At 37.5% G+C, this 20,609-nt stretch carries 16 protein-coding genes and 1 pseudogene; 7 read left to right on the top strand and 10 right to left on the bottom strand.

Annotated features, from left to right (window positions below; translation table 11 throughout):
- Positions 1 to 95 precede the first annotated feature (95 nt).
- From CGC52_RS08195 to CGC52_RS08180, 4 genes are all read left to right on the top strand, one after another.
- Positions 96 to 953, top strand: coding sequence for a peptidyl-prolyl cis-trans isomerase (locus CGC52_RS08195; RefSeq protein ID WP_198540561.1), 858 nt, complete (start codon positions 96 to 98; stop codon positions 951 to 953).
- Positions 946 to 2,313, top strand: a complete 1,368-nt coding sequence (locus CGC52_RS08190) for a peptidylprolyl isomerase (protein WP_042343446.1) — start codon at positions 946 to 948, stop codon at positions 2,311 to 2,313. Before CGC52_RS08195 ends, CGC52_RS08190 begins: the two co-directional genes overlap by 8 nt.
- A gap of 72 nt (positions 2,314 to 2,385) precedes the next feature.
- Complete coding sequence (locus CGC52_RS08185) at positions 2,386 to 3,102, top strand: 16S rRNA (uracil(1498)-N(3))-methyltransferase (protein ID WP_095894061.1); 717 nt, start codon at positions 2,386 to 2,388, stop codon at positions 3,100 to 3,102.
- A 28-nt stretch (positions 3,103 to 3,130) separates the two neighbouring features.
- On the top strand, positions 3,131 to 4,213 hold the full coding sequence (locus CGC52_RS08180) for an AI-2E family transporter (protein ID WP_095894060.1): 1,083 nt from the start codon (positions 3,131 to 3,133) through the stop codon (positions 4,211 to 4,213).
- A 15-nt stretch (positions 4,214 to 4,228) separates the two neighbouring features.
- Here the strand turns inward: CGC52_RS08180 and CGC52_RS08175 are convergent, their stop codons facing one another.
- Positions 4,229 to 6,019, bottom strand: coding sequence for a chloride channel protein (locus tag CGC52_RS08175; protein WP_042343451.1), 1,791 nt, complete (start codon positions 6,017 to 6,019; stop codon positions 4,229 to 4,231).
- 335 nt (positions 6,020 to 6,354) lie between these two features.
- The gene (locus CGC52_RS08170) at positions 6,355 to 7,368 is read right to left on the bottom strand and encodes a LacI family DNA-binding transcriptional regulator (protein WP_095894059.1); all 1,014 of its coding nucleotides are present in this window, start codon (positions 7,366 to 7,368) and stop codon (positions 6,355 to 6,357) included.
- 150 nt (positions 7,369 to 7,518) lie between these two features.
- Between CGC52_RS08170 and CGC52_RS08165 the strand changes: the two genes are divergently transcribed.
- From CGC52_RS08165 to CGC52_RS08155, 3 genes and pseudogenes are all read left to right on the top strand, one after another.
- Entirely contained in the window at positions 7,519 to 8,769 is a 1,251-nt protein-coding gene (locus tag CGC52_RS08165; RefSeq protein ID WP_095893404.1) for an IS4 family transposase, read from the top strand.
- A 156-nt stretch (positions 8,770 to 8,925) separates the two neighbouring features.
- Positions 8,926 to 10,067: pseudogene (locus CGC52_RS08160) on the top strand (IS4 family transposase).
- A gap of 106 nt (positions 10,068 to 10,173) precedes the next feature.
- Entirely contained in the window at positions 10,174 to 11,064 is an 891-nt protein-coding gene (locus CGC52_RS08155; protein WP_095894058.1) for an IS1595 family transposase, read from the top strand.
- An 83-nt stretch (positions 11,065 to 11,147) separates the two neighbouring features.
- Here CGC52_RS08155 and nqrF read toward each other — a convergent pair whose 3' ends face one another.
- The 8 genes from nqrF to CGC52_RS08115 all read right to left on the bottom strand — a co-directional run bounded on the left by nqrF (position 11,148) and on the right by CGC52_RS08115 (position 20,538).
- Positions 11,148 to 12,461 (bottom strand): NADH:ubiquinone reductase (Na(+)-transporting) subunit F, encoded by a 1,314-nt coding sequence (gene nqrF / locus CGC52_RS08150; RefSeq protein ID WP_095894057.1) that lies wholly within the window; start codon positions 12,459 to 12,461, stop codon positions 11,148 to 11,150.
- 3 nt (positions 12,462 to 12,464) lie between these two features.
- Positions 12,465 to 13,175, bottom strand: coding sequence for an NADH:ubiquinone reductase (Na(+)-transporting) subunit E (nqrE, locus tag CGC52_RS08145; protein ID WP_095894056.1), 711 nt, complete (start codon positions 13,173 to 13,175; stop codon positions 12,465 to 12,467).
- Between the two features lie 25 nt (positions 13,176 to 13,200).
- Positions 13,201 to 13,842 carry an NADH:ubiquinone reductase (Na(+)-transporting) subunit D gene (locus tag CGC52_RS08140; protein ID WP_095894055.1) on the bottom strand — a complete coding sequence of 214 codons (642 nt, stop codon included), beginning with the start codon at positions 13,840 to 13,842 and terminating at the stop codon, positions 13,201 to 13,203.
- 4 nt (positions 13,843 to 13,846) lie between these two features.
- The gene (locus CGC52_RS08135; RefSeq protein WP_095894054.1) at positions 13,847 to 14,581 is read right to left on the bottom strand and encodes a Na(+)-translocating NADH-quinone reductase subunit C; all 735 of its coding nucleotides are present in this window, start codon (positions 14,579 to 14,581) and stop codon (positions 13,847 to 13,849) included.
- A gap of 2 nt (positions 14,582 to 14,583) precedes the next feature.
- Positions 14,584 to 15,810, bottom strand: a complete 1,227-nt coding sequence (locus tag CGC52_RS08130; RefSeq protein WP_095894053.1) for an NADH:ubiquinone reductase (Na(+)-transporting) subunit B — start codon at positions 15,808 to 15,810, stop codon at positions 14,584 to 14,586.
- A 60-nt stretch (positions 15,811 to 15,870) separates the two neighbouring features.
- Positions 15,871 to 16,749, bottom strand: a complete 879-nt coding sequence (locus CGC52_RS08125) for a hypothetical protein (protein WP_041913559.1) — start codon at positions 16,747 to 16,749, stop codon at positions 15,871 to 15,873.
- Between the two features lie 28 nt (positions 16,750 to 16,777).
- Complete coding sequence (locus CGC52_RS08120; RefSeq protein ID WP_095894052.1) at positions 16,778 to 18,127, bottom strand: Na(+)-translocating NADH-quinone reductase subunit A; 1,350 nt, start codon at positions 18,125 to 18,127, stop codon at positions 16,778 to 16,780.
- A 263-nt stretch (positions 18,128 to 18,390) separates the two neighbouring features.
- Positions 18,391 to 20,538: a S46 family peptidase gene (locus CGC52_RS08115; protein WP_095894051.1), complete on the bottom strand. Its 2,148-nt coding sequence runs from the start codon at positions 20,536 to 20,538 to the stop codon at positions 18,391 to 18,393.
- Between the last annotated feature and the right edge of the window lie 71 nt (positions 20,539 to 20,609).

Below are 20,609 nucleotides of genomic sequence, written 5' to 3'. Positions count from 1 at the left end.
AATATACTTTTATATTTCAGAATAATTATTAAATCAAAAAAAAACATTAAATTGCAACCCTTTTACGGTGCTTCCTATTTTTTAGGGATATATTTATGAAGATAAAAAAATACATATGGCTGTTTTTGGGTATTTTTATAGTTGTTTCCTGCGATTATTTCGTAAAGGAAAAACCCAAACACGCTATTGCTCGTGTAGGAGATGTATATCTCTATAAAGATGAGATAAAATCCATCATGCCAATAGATTACACTAAGGAAGACAGTATAAACATCGTCCAAAAATACATCAATAGTTGGGCAATAAAGGAATTGATGCTTTCCAATGCTGAACGTAATATTTCTGATGATGAAAAAGCAGATTTTGAACGTTTGGTAAATGATTATAGAGCGGATCTATATCTGAATTCATACAAACAAGGATTGATTAACAGCAGCATCGACACTTTAATCAAGGAGGAAGATTTACAATTTTTCTACGAGGCTAACAAGGAAACTTTTTTACTCAATGAATCTCTGATCAAGTTGCGTTATATACATTTATCATCGGCCGAAAAACAAAAAAGAATATCTGCTTTAGAAGAAAAATTAAAGCGTTTTAACGCCGAAGACCGTCACGAACTGGATTCGATAGGTTTACAATTCAATTCAATATATTTAGGTGATTCGATCTGGGTAAAAACGGAAAGTGTAGTAAAAAAACTTCCTTTTTTAGAGGAAAAATTAAAAGAAAATAGAATTTTCTTCACCAATCATAAAGATTCTACGGGAGTATATCTGGTACAGGTACGCAATGTGCTACGAAAAAACGAACAGGCTCCAATGGAATATGTAAAACCAACATTACGCCAAATCATATTGAATCAGAGAAAATTAGAGTTCGTAAAAGAACTTGAAGCAGACATAATAAATAGAGGAATTAAGAAAAAACAATTTGAAATTATTTATGAATAGAAAAATCATAACCGCTATCGGAATGCTATTTTTTGCATGTGGACTTTTTGCTCAAAATGAAGAAATTACATCTTCTCAAAAGCGAATCAAGGTAGAAGGCGTTGCAGCTGTTGTGGGTGATTATTTGATTTTAGAATCGGACATAGACAAAGCTTTTGCTGAACTACAACAGCAGGAGGTGGACATCAAAAACATCACGCGTTGCGAATTGCTTGGCAAATTAATGGAGGATCGTTTGTTCGCTCACCAAGCTGTACAAGATAGTATTCCTATGACAGATTCCGAGGTTCGTGAATCTGTAAACAAACGTGTTGCCTTTTTGGTAGAACGTATCGGAAGTATGAAAAAACTATTGGAATTTTACAATAAGGACAATGAACAGGATATGCGTGAGGAGTTGTTCAATCTTTTTAAATTGAATATGTTGAGCCAACGCATGAAAGGTGAAGTCGTAAAAAATGTAGAGGTTACGCCAGAAGAAGTGCGTTTGTTTTTTAACGCCATTCCCGAAGAAGAACGTCCTATTTTCGGAACCGAATTGGAAATCGCTCAGATAGTCATTGACCCAGTGGCACCCAAATCCGAAGTGCAAAAAGTGATTGACCGATTGAACGAAATCAAAGCGGATGTGGAGCAAACAGGAAGTAGTTTTTCTATGAAAGCAATTCTCTACTCTCAAGACCGTGGAACAGGAGGAGAAATGCTGACTTTCAACCGAAATTCACCTTATGATAAAACTTTTAAAGATGTAGCATTTACACTGCAAGAAGGAGAAATTTCTAAACCTTTTGAATCAAGCTTTGGATGGCATATCATTGAAATGGTTCGGATTAGAGGGAAAGAAGTGAGCGTTCGCCACATTCTGTTAGTTCCTGATGTCCCAAGAACTGCCTTGGTAGAAGCGAAAGAGAAAATCGAAAAAATCAAAGAACGTATTGACAATAAAGAATTTACGTTTTCCGATGCTGCACGTAACTTTTCCGATGAAAAAGAGACCAAAGGCAATGGTGGACAATTAGTCAATCCTGATGACCTTTCTTCTCGTTTTGAGCTAACCCGTATGGAACCAGTACTTTACAATCGAGTTTCTAAACTAGGCGACAACGAGGTCTCCATCGCTTATTTGGACGAAGATGCTAATGGTAAAAAACGCTACAAAATATACCAAGTAACCAATCGCCATGAGGAGCATAAGGCTGATTTTGTGAAAGATTATGTGAAAATTCAAGACCTCACACTGAAAGAAAAACAGTTGAAAACCATCGCAAAATGGATAAATGAAAAAGTTGAAAAAACACATATCGTTGTAAAGGGAACATATAAGGATTGTAATTTTTCGAACAATTGGTTGAAGAAATAAAACAAAATTTCTGACATGTAACCTTGTTCCGTGATACTAAAATCGTACAGCAAAACCTACAAAATACTAAAAATGCAACTTTTTTATAATGCCAACATTGACGAAAATGACCATAACTTCTATTTTGACAAAGAAGAAAGTCAGCATATTGTCAAAGTATTACGTAAAAAAGAAGGCGATCAACTGTACATTACCAATGGAAAAGGATATTTATTTGAAGGAGAAATAACCCTTGCGACTACCAAACGTTGTGAGGGTAACATTTTGAATGTCAAACATAAAGAAAAACATTTCTACAATCTTCATTTAGTGGTTGCCCCCACAAAAATGAATGAACGCTATGAATGGTTTTTAGAAAAGGCCGTAGAAATTGGCGTAGATGAAATTACACCCGTCATCTGTCAGCATTCCGAACGAACTGTTGTAAAAACAGAACGCCTTGAAAAGATCATTCTCTCGGCAATGAAACAATCATTGCAATTTCACCTACCGAAGCTCAATGAACCAATCAGTGCATTGGATTTTTTTCATAGATACAAAGATGAGAAAAGTTCTAAATATATTGCCCATTGTCAAGAAGAGAAAAAAGTATTATTCTCGAAAATACTCCATCCTTTTCCGCAAAAATTAATCGTGCTGATAGGCCCTGAAGGCGATTTTTCTAACGAAGAAATTAAAACAGCATTCAGCACTGGTTTTCAGGCTATTTCATTGGGTGAAAACCGATTACGAACTGAAACAGCAGCTATTGTAGCGTGTAATGTCGTTGCTACAATGGCAACACTTTAAAATAGAAAATCACTAAATAAAAAATAATATGAACTCAAAAATGATTGCTAACGGAATATTAAGAGCTGTGGGAATAATGGTCTTAGTAGTTTTATCTCTTTATGCTCTTTCCCTTTTGAAATCGATTCTGATTTACATAGTCTTAGCATTGATAATCACACTTTTAGGAAAACCATTCGTTTTCTTTTTTCACAGACGACTAAAAATCAGAAGCAAAAGCGTTTGTGTAATCCTAACGATGACCATATTCATCATCTTAAGTTTGGGGGTTTTCAGTTTGTTCATTCCTTTGCTAATTTCACAAGGTAAAAATCTTTCGGGACTTAACATTGACCTACTCCGTACAAATTTGGATAATCTTTTACTGCATTTTTTTAAATTGACAGGAGTGAGCAAGGACGAAGAAGAAACTCTACTCAGCGTATCAGATGCTTTAAATTTCATTGACATTCCAAACCTTATAAACTCGTTTATCTCATTCATAGGAAGTTTTGGCGCAGGACTATTTTCTGTACTTTTTATTACGTTTTTCTTCATGAAAAACAACACTTCACTAATGAAGTCAACGCTGTCGTTATTACCGAATTCGCAAGTAAAAAGAACACGCACATCAATTGTAAAAATCAACAGCTTACTTTCACGCTACTTTGCAGGGCTGATTCTACAACTGACTATTTTGTTTGTTATTTACACCATCGTATTACTTATTTTTGGAGTACAAAACCCTTTCATCATCGCGTTTTTATGTGCTTTATTAAATTTGATACCCTACATCGGGCCTATTATAGCCTTTGTACTAATGGCTTTACTGACGATGAGTAGCAATATCGACAATGATTTTATGTCGGTTACCTTGCCAACTACGATTTATGTTCTGATAGGTTTCCTCATTGGACAGTTCATCGATAATGTGTTCTCACAACCGCTTATTTTTTCTAACTCTGTAAAATCAAGTCCATTAGAAATTTTCTTAATAATTTTGATATGCGGTACACTTTTCGGGGTTATAGGCATGGTAATTGCCATTCCTGCCTACACTGTATTGAAAGTCATCCTGAAAGAATTCTTACCTAACAACAAAATAGTCAAAATTCTTACGAAAAATTTTTAAAGAAAGATACACGTTTTAATTGGAGAAATAAATCAATTTTCGGCGATATATCGTCAATAGTTTTGATTTGGATACAAAACCAATATAGGCACCTTCTTTCACCACGGGTAAATTCCACGCTCCTGTGTCTTGGAATTTCTGCATGATGTCAGGCATTTTATCTACTCCCAAACAGATGATTGCCGGAGGTTGATGCATGAGATCACCCACTTTTATTTGATCATATAACGCTTGGTTAAACATCATCTGACGTATATCGTCTAAAAGGATAATACCTTCAAAACTCTGATTTTGAGCATTTACCACAGGAAATATATTCCGATTAGATTTTGTAATAGCCTTTTCAATCAATTCTCCCAAGTTCATCTGTGCGGTTACGGGAATAAAGTTTTTCTCAATCACTGCATCAATATCCATCAGAGTGAGTACCTTATGATCCTTATCATGGGTGATTAGGTTTCCTTCTTGTGCCAAACGTTTTGTATAAAGTGAATGCTTTAAATAGTATTTCGACAAGGCAAAGGATACGGAAGCTACAATCATCAATGGTACAAAAAGCGTATGTCCTCCTGTAAGTTCTGCAATGAGAAAAATGGCTGTAAGCGGTGCGTGTAACACCCCTGCCACCAAACCCGCCATCGCTACGAGCGTAAAACTGGCTAACGGAACGGAATGCCCCAAAAACGGTAATTGATTAATGGTTCGTGCTACTAAATTACCCAATATTCCTCCTGTGAAAAGAGCTGGAGCGAACACTCCTCCCACCCCTCCTGCTCCAACGGTAGTTGCCATAGCAACCACTTTGAAGAGAACAAGCCCTAACATTAAAGCAATAATAGACCAAGGATTATCTACCTCCCAATTAAATGCATTTTGCAACACCTCTTTCGGGTTGCCACTAATGAGTTTATTCATAACCTCAAACCCTTCTCCGTAAAGGGGCGGAATGAAAAAAACTACCAATCCTATCATCAACCCACCAAAAAACAAACGTTTGATTAGACTATCAATTTCTTCAAAATAAGCGGTTATTCGTTGAAAAATTGTACAGAAATAAATAGACACTGCTCCAGTCAAAATCCCCAAAACAATGTAATAAGGGACATCTGCCAGCGTAAATTCTCCATCTAAATTAATAGGCATCAGAATTTCATTTCCAAGAAAAAAATAAGATGTAAGCACAGCTAACAATGAAGATGCCATCAGAGGCAAGAGTGACATCAAAGTCAATTCCAAACTAAATACTTCAATTGCAAATACGATAGCTGCCACTGGAGCCTTGAACATTGCAGCCATGGTAGCTGAACAGGCACAGGCTATAAGCAAAGTTCTATCAGATTGGTTTACGTGAAACAACCTGCTCAAATAGGAACTAAATCCAGCTCCTGAAATGACCATAGGGCCTTCCAATCCCACCGAACCTCCGAAACCCACTGTAAAAGGGGCTGTAACGAGACTTCCATACGTATGATAGGTAGGAATAATGCCTTTGAGTTTAGACATGGCGTAAAGGGTATAAGGAATGCCTGGCTCTAAACGTTTTCTAATGACGTACCTCAGTATAAAATACACGATTAAAAAACCTATGGTGGGAAAAACGAAATAAAAAGCTCGGTGATAAGAAGCTACCAATCCATTTTGCAACACAAATTGAATTAAAAGAGTTACTTTTTTTATGAATACAGCAAAAACCCCCGAAACAACACCAATAACAGCACACAAAATGAGAATAAATTGACGATTGGTAAGATTTTTTGCCTTCCAAAATAAAAATCTAACAAATAAACTTCTCTTTTTTAATCCCATTAGTCAGTTAATTAAGTTTCGGTTGCTTAAATCAAAAAACGGCATTAGTAAAATTTTTGTGGTGACCTTTCAAAAAAATAGTCCTTATAATTTTAGTGATTTTAGTTTATTGAAAGCATATTTGTGAAAATTTGTGTGTATTTGTGGTTTGAATTTGACCACAAATGTACAGAATGAACACAAATTTTTAAAAATCAAAAAATACAGATTTAATAATCTTCACAAAAATTTTAGTATAGCCCAAAAAACACAAAATACTCATCATCAATAACATAAAGCTCATTTTTTCGATAAGGTAAAGTATTTTTCTGATTGTATAATTTATTATATATTCATTACCTGGTTGACTCTCTTATTTGTAGTGATGTTTTTATAATTTCTGTTCTAAAATTACGGTCTTGATTAGTATTTTCGATACTTTCAACGAGTAATTCCATTGCTTTTTTACCAATTTCGGCTCCATGTTGATCAATAGCAGTAAGTTTCGGATACGAATACTTCGCCAAAGAACCATCGGCAAAAGTAATAATTCCTAATTCTTGCGGAATTTTAATATTTCGATCGTGAGCTTCACGTACTGCCCTAACTGCCAAAAACTCATTATTACACAACAATGCATCAAATTTACATTTGTCAAAAAATTCAGAAATGATTGTATCGGAATGTACATCTTCAACCGCTAAAATTAAACTTTCATCTATCGGAATTTGAGCATCTGAGAGCGCGTTTTTATATCCTTGTGTACGTAAATTTGCTACGCTAATGTAATTGGGAACAGTCAGTAGCCCTATACGATGGTATCCCGCCTGAATTAAGTGATTCACAGCCCTGTATGAGGCCATTGCATCATCTACAATTACCTTGTCGCAATAAATATCTTGAGCCACTCGATCAATAAGCACCAAGGAAAGTTCTTGATTTAAAATTTCACGCAAATGGTGGTAATCCTTTTTAGCTTCACTGCCTTTGGAAAGAGCCACTATAAATCCATCAATACCCGTTTGCATTAATGTTTCGATATTTTTAACCTCTTGCTCAAACAATTCATTTGAAAAACATGTTACAATATTGTAACCTTTCTCTTCAGCTACACTAGCTATACCACTCACAACAGTTGAAAAAAAATCATGTGCAATCTCAGGAATGATTACACCTACCGTTTTAGATTTTTTATTTTTTAAACTCAAAGCTATCGAATTAGGTCGGTAGTTATGTAACTTTGCAAAAGCCTTGATTCTTTCAGTAATCTCTTTACTAATCTCTCCACTGTTGTTAAGAGCCTTAGAAACTGTTGAAATACTAACATTCAATTCTCTGGCGATATCCTTTATACTTATTTTCTTTTTCATTATTCTTTCTATCCAATTTTCCGAGTAAAAATAGGCATATTTTCTCAAAAACCAAAACTTTTATAAAATTTCACAACTATCCGAAACTTTTAAAATAAAAGTTGCCTGAGAATGTCGTATATTTGAAAAATTCCCATTTTTTTTTCAATTATGGCACTCTTCAGGCGAAGCAAAAATACAAATAAACCCGTAATCAGACAAATTTTAGATCTCATTCCTGCGCATATTTTAAGAGCGGAAATCGCTAAACATCAGTCCGATAAGGGAAAGTCTACCTATAAAACTCGCGACCAATTGGTGGCACTAACTTTCGGACAGCTGAATAAATGCTATACGCTATCCGACATAAGTTGCGGATTATCAGTTAGTAGCACTTTCCTAAGCGATCTCCAACTCAAACAAAGTCCCGCAAAATCAACAATGAGTGATGGAAACAAAGTAAGACATTATGGAGTATTTAAAGATTTGTATTCTAGTCTTTTAAAGTATTACAAACACTCTTTAAAAGCCAAACATCAAAGTCATATCATCGATGAAATCCAAAACCACAAAATAAAAATCATTGACAGTACTACCATTAGCCTGTGTTTAAGCCTTTTCAACTGGGCAAAATATCGGACAGCTAAAGGCGGACTCAAAATTCACACCGTTTGGGACGATCAACTTGGATTGCCTGAAATGGTCAATATCACCGAAGCTAAAACACACGATAGCAAAGGATTACAACAAAATATCTATCCGAAAAACACCATCATTGTTGAGGATAGAGGCTATTTTGATTTTAGTTTGATGCTGGGCAGAATCCATTGCCAAAATACTTTTGTTACGCGAATTAAGTCCAACACGCTCTACCAAAGTCTCGAAGAACGAGACCTGCCTGATGAAAAAGACCACGACATCCTCAAAGATGAAATCATCGTTTTGACCTCAAAAAAGGCGGTAGAAAGTGGTATTGATCAAGAGAAATTGCGTTTGGTAAAGGTTTATAAGCAAGATGGCAACAAAACCATAGAAATCATCACCAATAATATGGATTGGACGGCGAGAACCATTGCGGATTTGTACAAAAAACGATGGGATATTGAGTTGTTTTTCAAGGCGATGAAGCAAAATTTACAGATAAAAACTTTTCTTGGAACGAGTGAAAATGCGGTGAAATCACAGATTTATGTATCTTTGATTTGCTATCTTCTGTTGGAGTTGATAAAGCGATTTTATAGCGATAAAAAGACGGCATTTAGTAATTTTTGCGAGAAAATAAGGGTGTGCCTTATGCATTATTTAACCTTGAATTATGTATGCAATGAGCTGAAACCGATTGTAAAAAAAGCAAAAAAACCACCTGAAAACACACTCTTTGACAGAGATAATTCCGCACAACAAACAAGTCTGCCCTTATAAATAAAGGGTTGACAAGGAATTTTATGAGTTTTCAAAAAACTTTCGGACGGCTGTGATAAAATTTAAATTGAGTTCCTCCACAACTATCCGAAACTTTTAAAATAAAAGTTGCCTGAGAATGTCGTATATTTGAAATTTTCCCAAATATTTTCAATTATGACACTCCTCAGGCGAAGCAAAAATACAAATAAACCCGTAATCAGACAAATTTTAGATCTCATTCCTACGCATATTTTAAGAGCGGAAATCGCTAAACATCAGTCCGATAAAGGAAAATTTGCCTATAAAACTCGCGATCAATTGGTGGCACTAACTTTCGGACAGCTGAATAAATGCTATACGCTATCCGACATAAGTTGCGAATTATCAGTAAGTAGCACCTTCCTAAGCGATCTCCAACTCAAACAAAGTCCCGCAAAATCAACAATGAGTGATGGAAACAAAGTAAGACATTATGGAGTATTTAAAGATTTGTATTCCAGTCTTTTAAAGTATTACAAACACTCTTTAAAAGCCAAACATCAAAGTCATATCATCGATGAAATCCAAAACCACAAAATAAAAATCATTGACAGTACTACCATTAGCCTGTGTTTAAGTCTTTTCAACTGGGCAAAATTTATTCACAAAATTTTATTTGTTTCAAAGGTGTTCATGATACGCTTCGCTTGATTCGGACAGCTAAAGGCGGACTCAAAATTCACACCGTTTGGGACGATCAACTTGGATTGCCTGAAATGGTCAATATCACCGAAGCTAAAACACACGATAGCAAAGGATTACAACAAAATATCTATCCGAAAAACACCATCATTGTTGAGGATAGAGGCTATTTTGATTTTAGTTTGATGCTCGGCAGAATCCATTGCCAAAATACTTTTGTTACGCGAATTAAGTCCAACACGCTCTACCAAAGTCTTGAAGAACGAGACCTGCCTGATGAAAAAGACCACGACATCCTCAAAGATGAAATCATCGTTTTGACTTCAAACAAGGCTATGAAGTAAAATTTACAGATAAAAACTTTTCTTGGCACAAGTGAAAATGCGGTAAAATCACAGATTTATGTAGCTTTGATTTGCTATCTTCTGTTGGAGCTGATTAAGCGATTTTACAGCGATAAAAAGACGGCATTTAGTAATTTTTCCGAGAAAATAAGGGTGTGTCTTATGCACTATCTGACGCTGAATTATGTTTGCAACGAACTGAAACCCACCGTAAAAAAAGTGAAAAAACCACCTGAAAACACACTCTTTGACAGAGATAATTCCGCACAACAAACAAGTCTGCCCTTATAAATAAAGGATTGACAAGGGTTTTTATGTCGTTTTCAAAAAACTTTCGGACGGCTGTGGAGTTCCTCATATAATTTCATATATTTGCAGTTCATAAAATCAGGTAGTTATGGAAATTTTTAACGGTCAAAATCTTTTAGAGTTCACTGAACGCTTCAAAACCGACTTAGATTGTGAAGAATATTTAGCTCATTGGAAGTGGGAAAAAGGCTTTGTTTGTCGTAAATGTGGGCATACAAAAAGCCAAATCCGCAAGGATTTTTCAAGAACTTGTAACATTTGTTCTGATACAGAAAGCCCTACGGCAGGAACACTTTTTCACAAAGTAAAATTCGGGCTTCGTAAGGCTTTTTTTATTTGTTTTGAGATGTGTGCAACCACTAAAAACCTATCAGCTTTACAAATGTCTGTTCGTTATGGAATTACCGAAAATACGGCTCGATTGTTTATGCACAAAGTTCGTGAAGCAATGAAATCCAATGAATTACATAAAATGAATGGTCAAGTTCAAGTGGACGAGTTTACTGTGGGAGGGAAAGAAGATGGCAAACAAGGTAGGAGTTACGATTCAAAGAAAAAAAAGATTGTTTGTGCCATAGAACTAACTGATGATGGGAAGGTTAAACGATTCTATGCCAATAAAATAGAAGATTATTCTGCCAAATCATTACGGACAATTTTTGATAAACATATTGATAAATCCGCCCAAGTGACCACTGATGATTGGAAAGGTTACAGACCTATTAAAGATTTCAATATCAAACAAATACCGAGTAATAAAGGGAAGAATTTTCCTATTTTACATACCATAATACACCAAGTAAAAAGTTGGTTGAGAACGATTTATTGTCGAGTTTCAGATTTCAATATGGATAGATATTTGGCTGAATTTTCATACCGAATTAACCGTTCTCAATCGAAAGATAATATATTCAATAATCTCATCAAACGAATGATTGAGAAGAAACCTGTTCATCACCGGAATTTGATATGTAGTTAAGTGTGGAACTCAAAATTTAAAATCCTCGCCGTCCAATGACAGCGAGGATTTATTATTTTGAAAAAAATCAAATCGTGAAAGACCTATCCACCGAAGTCGTCGAAGCGGATATTTTCATCAGGCAAGCCGAAGTCTTGCCCCATTTTTTGTACCGCTTTGTTCATCATCGGAGGTCCGCAGAAGTACAATTCGATATCTTCGGGGGCATCGTGTTTGCTCAAATATTGGTCAATTACCGCATTGTGAACAAACCCTGTAAATCCGTCTCCTTCGGTGTCGTGAATGTCTTTTTTCACTTTCCAATTATCCTCAGGAAGCGGCTCGGAAAGTACAATGAAGAACTTAAAGTTCGGGAACTCACGCTCCAATTCCCAGAAATGCTCCAAGTAGAACAATTCTCGTTTGGAACGACCTCCGTACCAATACGTTACCTTACGTCCTGTTTTCAATGTTTTGAACAAATGATACAGGTGCGAACGCATCGGAGCCATACCAGCTCCACCACCTACATACAACATTTCGGCGTTGGATTCGTTGATAAAGAACTCTCCGTAAGGTCCTGAAATTACCACTTTGTCCCCTTTCTTACGAGAGAAAATGTATGAAGAAGCTACCCCAGGGTTCACGCTCATCCAGCCGTTTTTAGCTCTGTCCCAAGGTGGCGTAGCGATACGAACATTCAACATAATTTCGCGTCCTTCGGCAGGATACGAAGCCATTGAGTAAGCACGCTCTACGCTTTCTGTATTTTTCATCACCAAAGGCCAAAGGTTGAATTTATCCCACTCCATTTTGAATTTGTCAGGCTCGCCAGGGTGTTCAGCAGGATGTGCTGTAATATCAATATCCGAATATTTGATTTCGCACGGCGGAATTTCAATCTGAATATATCCTCCCGGTTTATAATCCATATCCTCAGGAATTTCTACCACAAATTCTTTAATAAAAGAAGCCACGTTGTAGTTACGTACCACCACAGCTTCCCATTTTTTGATACCAAAAATTTCTTCAGGAATTGAAATTTCCATATCTTGTTTTACCTTCACTTGGCAAGCCAAACGAGCTCCTTCTTTCAATTCTTTTTTAGTGAAGTGAGGCGTTTCGGTAGGAAGTGCCTCTCCTCCACCTGAAAGCACGTGGCATTCACATTGGATACAAGAACCTCCACCACCACAAGCCGAAGGCAAAAATATCTTTTGATTTCCTAAGGTAGAAAGCAATGAACCTCCCGAAGGAACTTCAATTACTTTTTCTTTGTTGATGGTGATTTTCACAGGACCCGACGGGGCTAATTTCTGCTTAACTACCAACAACAAAGCTACCAACAATAACGTAATGACCAGCAAAGCAATCACCGTTACTGCTACTGTTACTAATATACTGCTTGATAATATCATTTCTTAAAAATCTTTTGTGTTATGGGCTAATTTTTCCTTTTTCTCCACTTTTTGCTCCATCATCGCTTTGGTTTGCTCGTCTTCAGCTTTTTTGGTACCGCCTGCAAGCATACCACCGAAACTCATAAACCCGATAGCCATAAGCCCCGTGATGATGAAGGTAATTCCTAATCCACGAAGTGCAGGCGGAACGTTTGAATAACGGATTTTCTCACGAATGGCAGCAATGGCAACAATTGCCAAAAACCAACCAATTCCCGAAGCCAATCCGTAAGTAGCCGCCAAACCAATAGACGGAATTTCACGAGATTGCATAAAAAGCGAACCTCCCAAAATCGCACAGTTTACAGCAATAAGCGGTAAGAAAATCCCCAAAGAGTTGTACAATGCAGGAGCAAATTTTTCAACAATGATTTCTACTAACTGAACCATTGTAGCCACCGTTGCGATGAACAAAATGTAGGTCAAAAAGCTCAAATCATAGCTTGCATACTCTTCGCCCAACCAAGCCAAAGCTCCTTCTTTGAGCAAATATTCGTTCAGTAGCCAGTTCATTGGAACAGTTACAGCCAATACAAAAATAACCGCTGCTCCCAAACCAACCGCCGTAGATACTTTTTTGGACACCGCCAAATAGGAACACATACCCAAGAAGGTAGCAAATACCATATTATCTACGAATATCGACTTAAAAATCAGTTCTATATATTCCATTTTCTAATCTTTATTTAGTTACTAATTATTCCTCAATTAAGGATTTATTACGTGTACGCTGAATCCAAATCACAATTCCGTAAGTGATAAGAGCCATCGGAGCCAATAACATAAATCCGTTATTTTCATATCCTAATGCATACAAACCTGTCTTTTTGATAGGATCGCCCAATACTTGAAATCCAAGAAGCGTTCCCGAACCTAAAAGCTCACGGAAGAAAGCCACAATGATAAGAGCCAACGCATATCCGCCTGCGTTTCCAATTCCGTCCAAGAACGATTTCCAAGGCGTATTTCCCAAAGCAAATGCCTCAAAACGTCCCATAATGATACAGTTTGTAATGATAAGCCCCACAAATACAGAAAGTTGCTTACTCAACTCGTACGAAAAGGCTTTCAGCACTTGGTCAACGATAATTACCAACGCCGCTACCACCAACAATTGTACGATGATACGGATTTTTGAAGGAATAATATTTCTAATTAAGGAAATTACCACGTTCCCTACTCCCAACACAAATATTACGGACAATCCCATAACGATAGCCGCTTTAAGCTGTGCCGTGATTGCCAATGCGGAACAAATTCCCAACACTTGCACGGTAATCGGGTTGTTATCCCATAGCGGGTCTGTAACCAATTTTACGTCTTTTTTTGATAGTCCCATAATATTAGTTTTTTAAGTTTTTAATATAATCAACGTACGCACCAACGCCCGTTTTTACCATCTCGTTTACTCCGTTTACGGTAAGCGTTGCCCCTGCAATGGCATCTACCTTGCCGTCTTCTTTGCGTTTGTTCTCAGGGTCGCCATTTGATTTTGAACCCTCTACGCTTTGGAAGTTGCCCGAAGCGTCCAACAAATGCTCTCCGATGAAGTCGTCCATAAAGAAACGCTCTTTGATGTTTGACCCCAACCCGGCAGTTTCTCCTTTGTGGTCGAAGAAAACACCTTGTACGATAAGATTCTTATCCACAGCCACATAGCCCCAGATAGCGTCCCAAAGTCCTTTTCCAAAAACGGGAATGATGTAAAACGTTTTGCCTTCTTTCTCACCTACAAAAAGCGGTAAGCCTTTTTCGGCAGTCCATTTCGGGTCTTCAATCAAATCGGCCTCAACGGCTTGATTTCCTTTTATAAAGTATTGCCCTTTGATGTACTTTTTAAACTCGGCAGTAACCTCGTTGGTCGGAACAAAAGTTACATCACCTTCGCCCAAATTGGTATTCTGATTGCGGTTTACGCCCATTGCGTAAAGTACGTTTTGTTGCTTTTCGAACTTCTTATTCTCGCTGATTCTATCGCTCAACGCCGAAGAAACCCCCGCAAGCAACGCTCCTACGATAATTACCATTATGATGGCAAAAATCACTGTATATGAATTACTTTCAGTTCTGTTTGACATATCTATGCAGTTTTAGCTTTTAGACGTTTTTTTCTTCTTGCCACATTTGCCTGAACCACGTAATGGTCAATGGTCGGAGCAAATACGTTCATTAGCAGGATTGCCAACATCACTCCCTCAGGGTAAGCAGGATTGAAGCAACGAATCATTATCGAGATGAAACCTGCCAAAAATCCGTAAATGTATTTCCCCGTATTGGTTTGCGATGCCGTAACAGGGTCGGTTGCCATAAACACCGTACCGAAAGCAAAACCACCCACCAACAAATGTTGCCAAGCCGGTAAGCTCCACAAAGTGAAGAATTTAGTACCTTCCATAGCAGGAGCAAAGGCATTGAAAATATACCCCATTGCCAATCCTCCAAGTACCATACTCAACATAATTCTCCAACTTCCTATTTTAGTGAAAATCAAGAATAAAGCTGCTAAAATAATTAGCAAAGTTGATGTCTCACCGATAGAACCCGGCGTAAATCCGAAGAACATATCCGAAACAGAAAACTTGTCTGTAATATCGTGTTGTTGAGCCAAATGCCCAAGAATAGTTTCTCCTGAAATAGCATCTAAATTCGCTCCTTTGGCGATTTCACCTGCTCTTTCAGTAGCTCCGTGTACCCAAATTTTATCCCCACTCATCGAAGTTGGATAGGCGAAGAATAAGAACGCACGAATGGTCAGTGCGGGGTTTAAGATGTTCATTCCCGTTCCTCCGAAAACTTCCTTACCGATGATTACCCCGAAAGCCACCGCTACGGCAAGCATCCAAAGGGGCAAATCCACAGGAACGATAAGCGGCACGAGCATTCCCGTTACCAAATATCCTTCCTCTACTTCGTGTCCGCGAAGGGTGGCGAACACAAATTCAATTCCCAAACCAACGGCGTAGGAAACCGCTACCAACGGAAGCACTTTTATAGCTCCGAAAGAGAAGTTTTGCCACGACCAAAATTCGGGACTAAAAAAAGGTAGCCCTACGGCGTGCGATAAAGTTCCCGTAGCTACATAATGCTGATACCCCACGTTAAAAATCCCGAAAATAAGACACGGAATCAGTGCCATAATCACGGTATTCATCGTACGTTTGAGGTCGTCAGCTGCCTTAATGTGCGTACCGCCGTGGGTCGTTTCATTAGGCAAATAAAGGAACGTATGCAAAGCATTGAACGTCGTTTCCAGCTTCGTTCCTTTATACTTTTCTTTTAACGTATGTAATTTACTTTTTAAGCTCATTTTTAAAAAGAATGATTGTTATATTTTATTATTTTCTGCAAGAGGTAAATCAAAAAAAATTTACGCTCTAACTCTTAATTTCAGTGCATCGTACGCTGTTTTGTCGATACGCATATACTGAATAAGGTTTTTGGTTTCAAATTTGATTTTGCCTTTATCGTCTTGTTGTGCCTTATTATTAATTACCGACACGTAATAAACACCTTCTAAGGCATATAAAACAAAAAAACTATGACTTTGCTTTTTATCAGACAAGGTTAATTCGGAGATTCGCTCATAATCACCTGATTCTAAATCACTTTTAAACGATTCTTGATCTTCAATGTAAGATAACAACGGAAGTTTTTCTTCCTTAAACCATTTGTCAGCAACTTCGCTAAAAGGTCGTTTCGCTTGGTTTTTAGTTCCCAAGAAAGCTGCGTAGAAAATCACTATAATCTCGGCTACCCATACTATCGAAAGAAAAATACCATTAACTGTCGAACCTTTCACTCCCCAAGTTCCTACGGAATTGATTTCGGCTATCAATGAAAACAAATCAGAAGGATTCAGTAACAAATGAAATAATTCTCCAAAATTGACGTTGCTGATTGCCACCCCAATACGATTATTCCCAATAGTATCGGTCGTATTCAATGCCAAATCTGCCCAAACTATCCATTGAGCATAATAAGCTACCAAAGCACCCAATAGAGTAAAGATAACCCCTAAGGCATAGTTACGAACCTTCCCTAATTTGATAACTAAATTTGCAATCACCCCAGCAATAGCAAATCCGAACATAATGGTAATCAACACATTAATATAAACCAACGGAATATACCAAGTTGCGTAAGCGTAGATACCTCCCAACAACGGAAGTACGAACAACGATACCAATAAAAAATAAACAAACGCAACGGGAGAATACTTCCCAGAAGGCTGATAATACTTTGTCATAATGTTTTTCAAATTAAAAATCAAACACCTATCCCAACTCCTGCATCATTAAATCCAAACCTTCACGGATAATCTTCTGATGGGGTTGTTTTGAAACACAAACAAATTCAGTAAGTGCAAAATCTTCAGGGGCAATTTCGTAAGCTCCCAAGTTTTCCAACTCGTCCAAATCTTTGTACAAACACGCTTTTAAAAGTTGCATCGGATAGATGTCCAACGGAAAAACTTCTTCGTACATACCCGTCATCACAAAGGCACGATGTTCGCCATTGGTGTTGGTGTTTAGGTTGTATTTTTTCTTCGGATTGAGCCAAGAGAAAGTCATTGCCCTCGTGGTGGAAACTTTATTAAAAATAGGTTTGTTCCATCCAAAGAACTCATAATCATCACCTTCTGGAATTGCTGTAATTTGGTCGTCGTAGTATCCTAAAAATCCGTCTTCTGACACCTTTTTACCTGTCAATACGTCACCACTGATTACACGCGTCCCACTTGATTTAACATTTCCATTCACTACGCTACTTACCTGAGCTCCTGCCACTACGGAAACGTATTGTGGTTTTTCAACACAAGACCCCGTTAGAGCTAAAGTACGTGTAATGTTGAAATGCCCCGATAAGAAAAGTTCGCCAATAACTACCAAATCTTGCGGAGTCACTACCCAAACCACTTCCCCTTTGTTAATTGGGTCAATTTTAGCAATTTGTGTACTGACATTTCCAGCTGGATGTGGCCCTGATACGTTGTGAAGCACAATGTCTTTGAAGTTACGGAAAGGAGACAAAGAACTGTCTTTAAACACCGAAACATGTACTTTTCCAGTGGTCAATTTCGCCAATGCAGAAAGAGCTACTTGCAACTGAACCTCTTTTCCTTTCAAGGCGTAGTCATAGTCGGGAGCAAGCGGATTAGTTTTACAAGCTGAAACAAAGATAGCCTTTGGTTTGTCATCAGGATTGGCAATGACGTCGTAAGGACGCTGTTTGATAAACGGCCAACACCCCGAAGCTAACAAATGCTCTTTGATTTGTTCTGCTGACAACTCTTGTACGTTCTTTTTTCCAAAATCTTTGAACTCTTGTCCGTTGGCCTCGATACGAATTTCCAAAATCCGACGTCTTTCCCCACGAACAATTTCTGTCACCTTACCACTGACTGGCGAAGGGAACAAAATACGCTCATCACTTTTCGAATGAAAAAGAGCCTCGCCTGCTTTCACTTCACTACCCTCTCTTACAATAAGTTTAGGGATGATTCTATGAAAATCATCGGGTTTTATACCATACGTTTTAGCCAGCGGAAGTTGCTTTATTGCCTTATCAGCCTCCCCTTCTAAGCGAATGTCTAACCCTTTTCGAATGCGGATGTCGTTTGACATATCTGTAATAATTGTTAGTTAGTTTTATTAAAATTCGGGTACAAATATACTACTTTATATTTATTTATGTAGTAAAATAGATAGTTTTTTCAGTGTTTTATGCTTCTTATATTTGATTTGTGGATAAACACATGTGGTCATGCTATCCTAAAAAGTTAAATATAACAAAATGTTACTATTTAACTTGTATCTGGGATTTGCCGAACCCTATGTTCCATATCAAGAAGAGACCGTTCAATACATTGAACAGCCTCTCTTACTACCTATTCCACAATAGTCATTTCATCAACAATATGTTTTGCTCCTGCATATTTGTCAATTATCCAAAGTACATAACGAATATCCACATTAATGGTACGTTGCAATTTAGAATCAAAGATTACATCTCCCGCCATAGCTTCGATATTTCCGTCGAAAGCGAGACCGATAAGCTCCCCTTTCCCGTTCATAACAGGTGAACCTGAGTTACCTCCGGTAATATCATTATCAGTCAAGAAATTAACATGCATTGTTCCATCTTTATCCAAATAGCGACCAAAATCATTTTTATCATACATTTCCATCAATCGTTTTGGCATATCAAATTCTGGATCGTTTGGTTTATATTTTGCTACCATTGACTTGAATGTTGTGTAGTTATTCAACGAAGCATCTGCGTTGCGAGGATCGGCAGGTAGCGATTTAACAGTTCCGTAAGTAAGTCGCAACGTTGAGTTTGCATCTGGATATTGAATACGACTGATACCTGATTTACGCAAACCATCTACATATTTTCTGTATGCCTTACTGTAAGCATCTTCCAACGCGTTTAATTCTTCTGAACTTTCTCGCAACTTGGCTATTAATGATTTAGACAACAAAATCAACGGATCATTTTTAAGTCTTTCTGCATTTGGATTGTCCATAAACTCTTGTACACGTTCTTTACTTGCTACCACGCTCACTGAAAAAGCTTCTTCAACAAAGCGGTCGAAATCACCTCGATATTCTCTATTAATTTTTTCAACTTCATCTGCTAAATTTTTGCCTTTCATCGCGTACAACTTCAAGGTTTTTGCTAAAATAGCTTTTTCCGCAGGAATATGCATATTATCGTAAACAGCTGAAAGCCTTTCATCTATAGATGCAGCCATTGTAATTCTCGCCATGTGTGGAGCTTCAACTAATTTCCCTAATTGGTTGTTCAACTCGAATGGAAGAACACTAAAGTTAGTGGCACGGAACAGTGTTTGTAAATAATTTCTATCAGCTGAACGCTCATTGGTACGCTCAAAATAGGTTGCAATGGTTTGTAGCACATCTCCGTAAGTGGCTCTATTAGCTTTTTTTCTTGCCCATTTTGCAAATTTTGCTTCGTAAGAACGTTTCACATCAGCAGTCTTGTGGAGAGTTAAAGCCTCAATCATTCCCTGTCTGTTTTTCCAGTAGTTCGCAATTTGAGCATATTTTGAAGCATACATCAAACGAACTGCAGGATCAGCATCCATAAACGGTTTCATACCGTCCATAGCCGCTTTTGAAGATTCAACCCATGCAGGGTAGGCATATTTCACATTTTGATCTACCCAATGCGATGGCACCCAACGGTTAGTACGTCCTGGATAACCTAAAATCATTGCAAAATCATTTTCTTTAACCCCTTTGATACTCACTGCCAAATGTCTTTTGGATTTCATTGGAATGTTATCAGCTGCGTATTCGGCTGCATTTCCATTTTTATCGGTATAGACACGGAATAAAGAAAAATCTCCTGTTTGACGAGGCCACTCCCAGTTATCAGTATCACCCCCAAATTTACCAATACTTTCCTCTGGCGTACCTACCAAACGTACATCTTTAAAATCTTGGTAAACAAAGTAATAGTACTCATTTCCTTGAAAAAACGGACGCACTGAAACCACATATTTTCCATTTTCACTATTTTCTTTAATAATCTTTGCAGTTTCGCGATTCAAAGCTGCTTCTCGATCTTTTTCCGACATTTGATCATTCACCACTGCCAACATACGTTCAGTTACGTTATCCATACGCACAAAAAAACGTACGTAGAGCGAGGAAGGTTTTATGTCGTCTTGGTCACTCTTTGACCAAAAACCATCACGCAAATAGTTGTTTTCGGGAGTAGAAACTTCAGCAATTTGACGATAACCACAGTGGTGATTTGTCAACACCAACCCTCTGGGAGAAATAATACTCGCTGTACACCCTCCGTTAAACTGCACAATAGCATCTTTCAAACTATTGTTATTGATGTCATAAATCTCTTTTGCCGTGAGCTGCAAACCTTTTTTCTGCATATCACGTTGGTTCAAACGTTCAATAAACATCAAAAACCACATCCCTTCATCGGCACGAATCACACTCGGAACGAATGTAAAAGCCGCAACAATTGCTACAATTATTTTCTTCATTTTACTGATAAATTTATATTAAAGGCTTAAAGGTAAATATTATCTGCAAATTAAATCATACTTTAAGATTA

Origin of the sequence: Capnocytophaga sp. H2931 (assembly GCF_002302535.1) — a bacterium.
Lineage (GTDB): Bacteria > Bacteroidota > Bacteroidia > Flavobacteriales > Flavobacteriaceae > Capnocytophaga > Capnocytophaga canis.
The sequence above is the reverse complement of the archived record's forward strand: the minus strand, read 5'-3'. Positions and strand labels throughout refer to the sequence as shown.

What these genes read in the sequence shown, in the direction of transcription:
- CGC52_RS08155 (WP_095894058.1), top strand. Translation starts at nt 10,174, where the DNA reads ATGGAAATTTTTAACGGTCAAAATCTTTTAGAGTTCACTGAACGCTTC.
- CGC52_RS08170 (WP_095894059.1), bottom strand. Translation starts at nt 7,368, where the DNA reads ATGAAAAAGAAAATAAGTATAAAGGATATCGCCAGAGAATTGAATGTT.
- CGC52_RS08180 (WP_095894060.1), top strand. Translation starts at nt 3,131, where the DNA reads ATGAACTCAAAAATGATTGCTAACGGAATATTAAGAGCTGTGGGAATA.
- CGC52_RS08120 (WP_095894052.1), bottom strand. Translation starts at nt 18,127, where the DNA reads ATGTCAAACGACATCCGCATTCGAAAAGGGTTAGACATTCGCTTAGAA.
- CGC52_RS08135 (WP_095894054.1), bottom strand. Translation starts at nt 14,581, where the DNA reads ATGTCAAACAGAACTGAAAGTAATTCATATACAGTGATTTTTGCCATC.
- CGC52_RS08125 (WP_041913559.1), bottom strand. Translation starts at nt 16,749, where the DNA reads ATGACAAAGTATTATCAGCCTTCTGGGAAGTATTCTCCCGTTGCGTTT.
- CGC52_RS08140 (WP_095894055.1), bottom strand. Translation starts at nt 13,842, where the DNA reads ATGGGACTATCAAAAAAAGACGTAAAATTGGTTACAGACCCGCTATGG.
- CGC52_RS08165 (WP_095893404.1), top strand. Translation starts at nt 7,519, where the DNA reads ATGGCACTCTTCAGGCGAAGCAAAAATACAAATAAACCCGTAATCAGA.
- nqrF (WP_095894057.1), bottom strand. Translation starts at nt 12,461, where the DNA reads ATGATATTATCAAGCAGTATATTAGTAACAGTAGCAGTAACGGTGATT.
- CGC52_RS08190 (WP_042343446.1), top strand. Translation starts at nt 946, where the DNA reads ATGAATAGAAAAATCATAACCGCTATCGGAATGCTATTTTTTGCATGT.
- CGC52_RS08195 (WP_198540561.1), top strand. Translation starts at nt 96, where the DNA reads ATGAAGATAAAAAAATACATATGGCTGTTTTTGGGTATTTTTATAGTT.
- CGC52_RS08175 (WP_042343451.1), bottom strand. Translation starts at nt 6,019, where the DNA reads ATGGGATTAAAAAAGAGAAGTTTATTTGTTAGATTTTTATTTTGGAAG.
- CGC52_RS08115 (WP_095894051.1), bottom strand. Translation starts at nt 20,538, where the DNA reads ATGAAGAAAATAATTGTAGCAATTGTTGCGGCTTTTACATTCGTTCCG.
- nqrE (WP_095894056.1), bottom strand. Translation starts at nt 13,175, where the DNA reads ATGGAATATATAGAACTGATTTTTAAGTCGATATTCGTAGATAATATG.
- CGC52_RS08185 (WP_095894061.1), top strand. Translation starts at nt 2,386, where the DNA reads ATGCAACTTTTTTATAATGCCAACATTGACGAAAATGACCATAACTTC.
- CGC52_RS08130 (WP_095894053.1), bottom strand. Translation starts at nt 15,810, where the DNA reads ATGAGCTTAAAAAGTAAATTACATACGTTAAAAGAAAAGTATAAAGGA.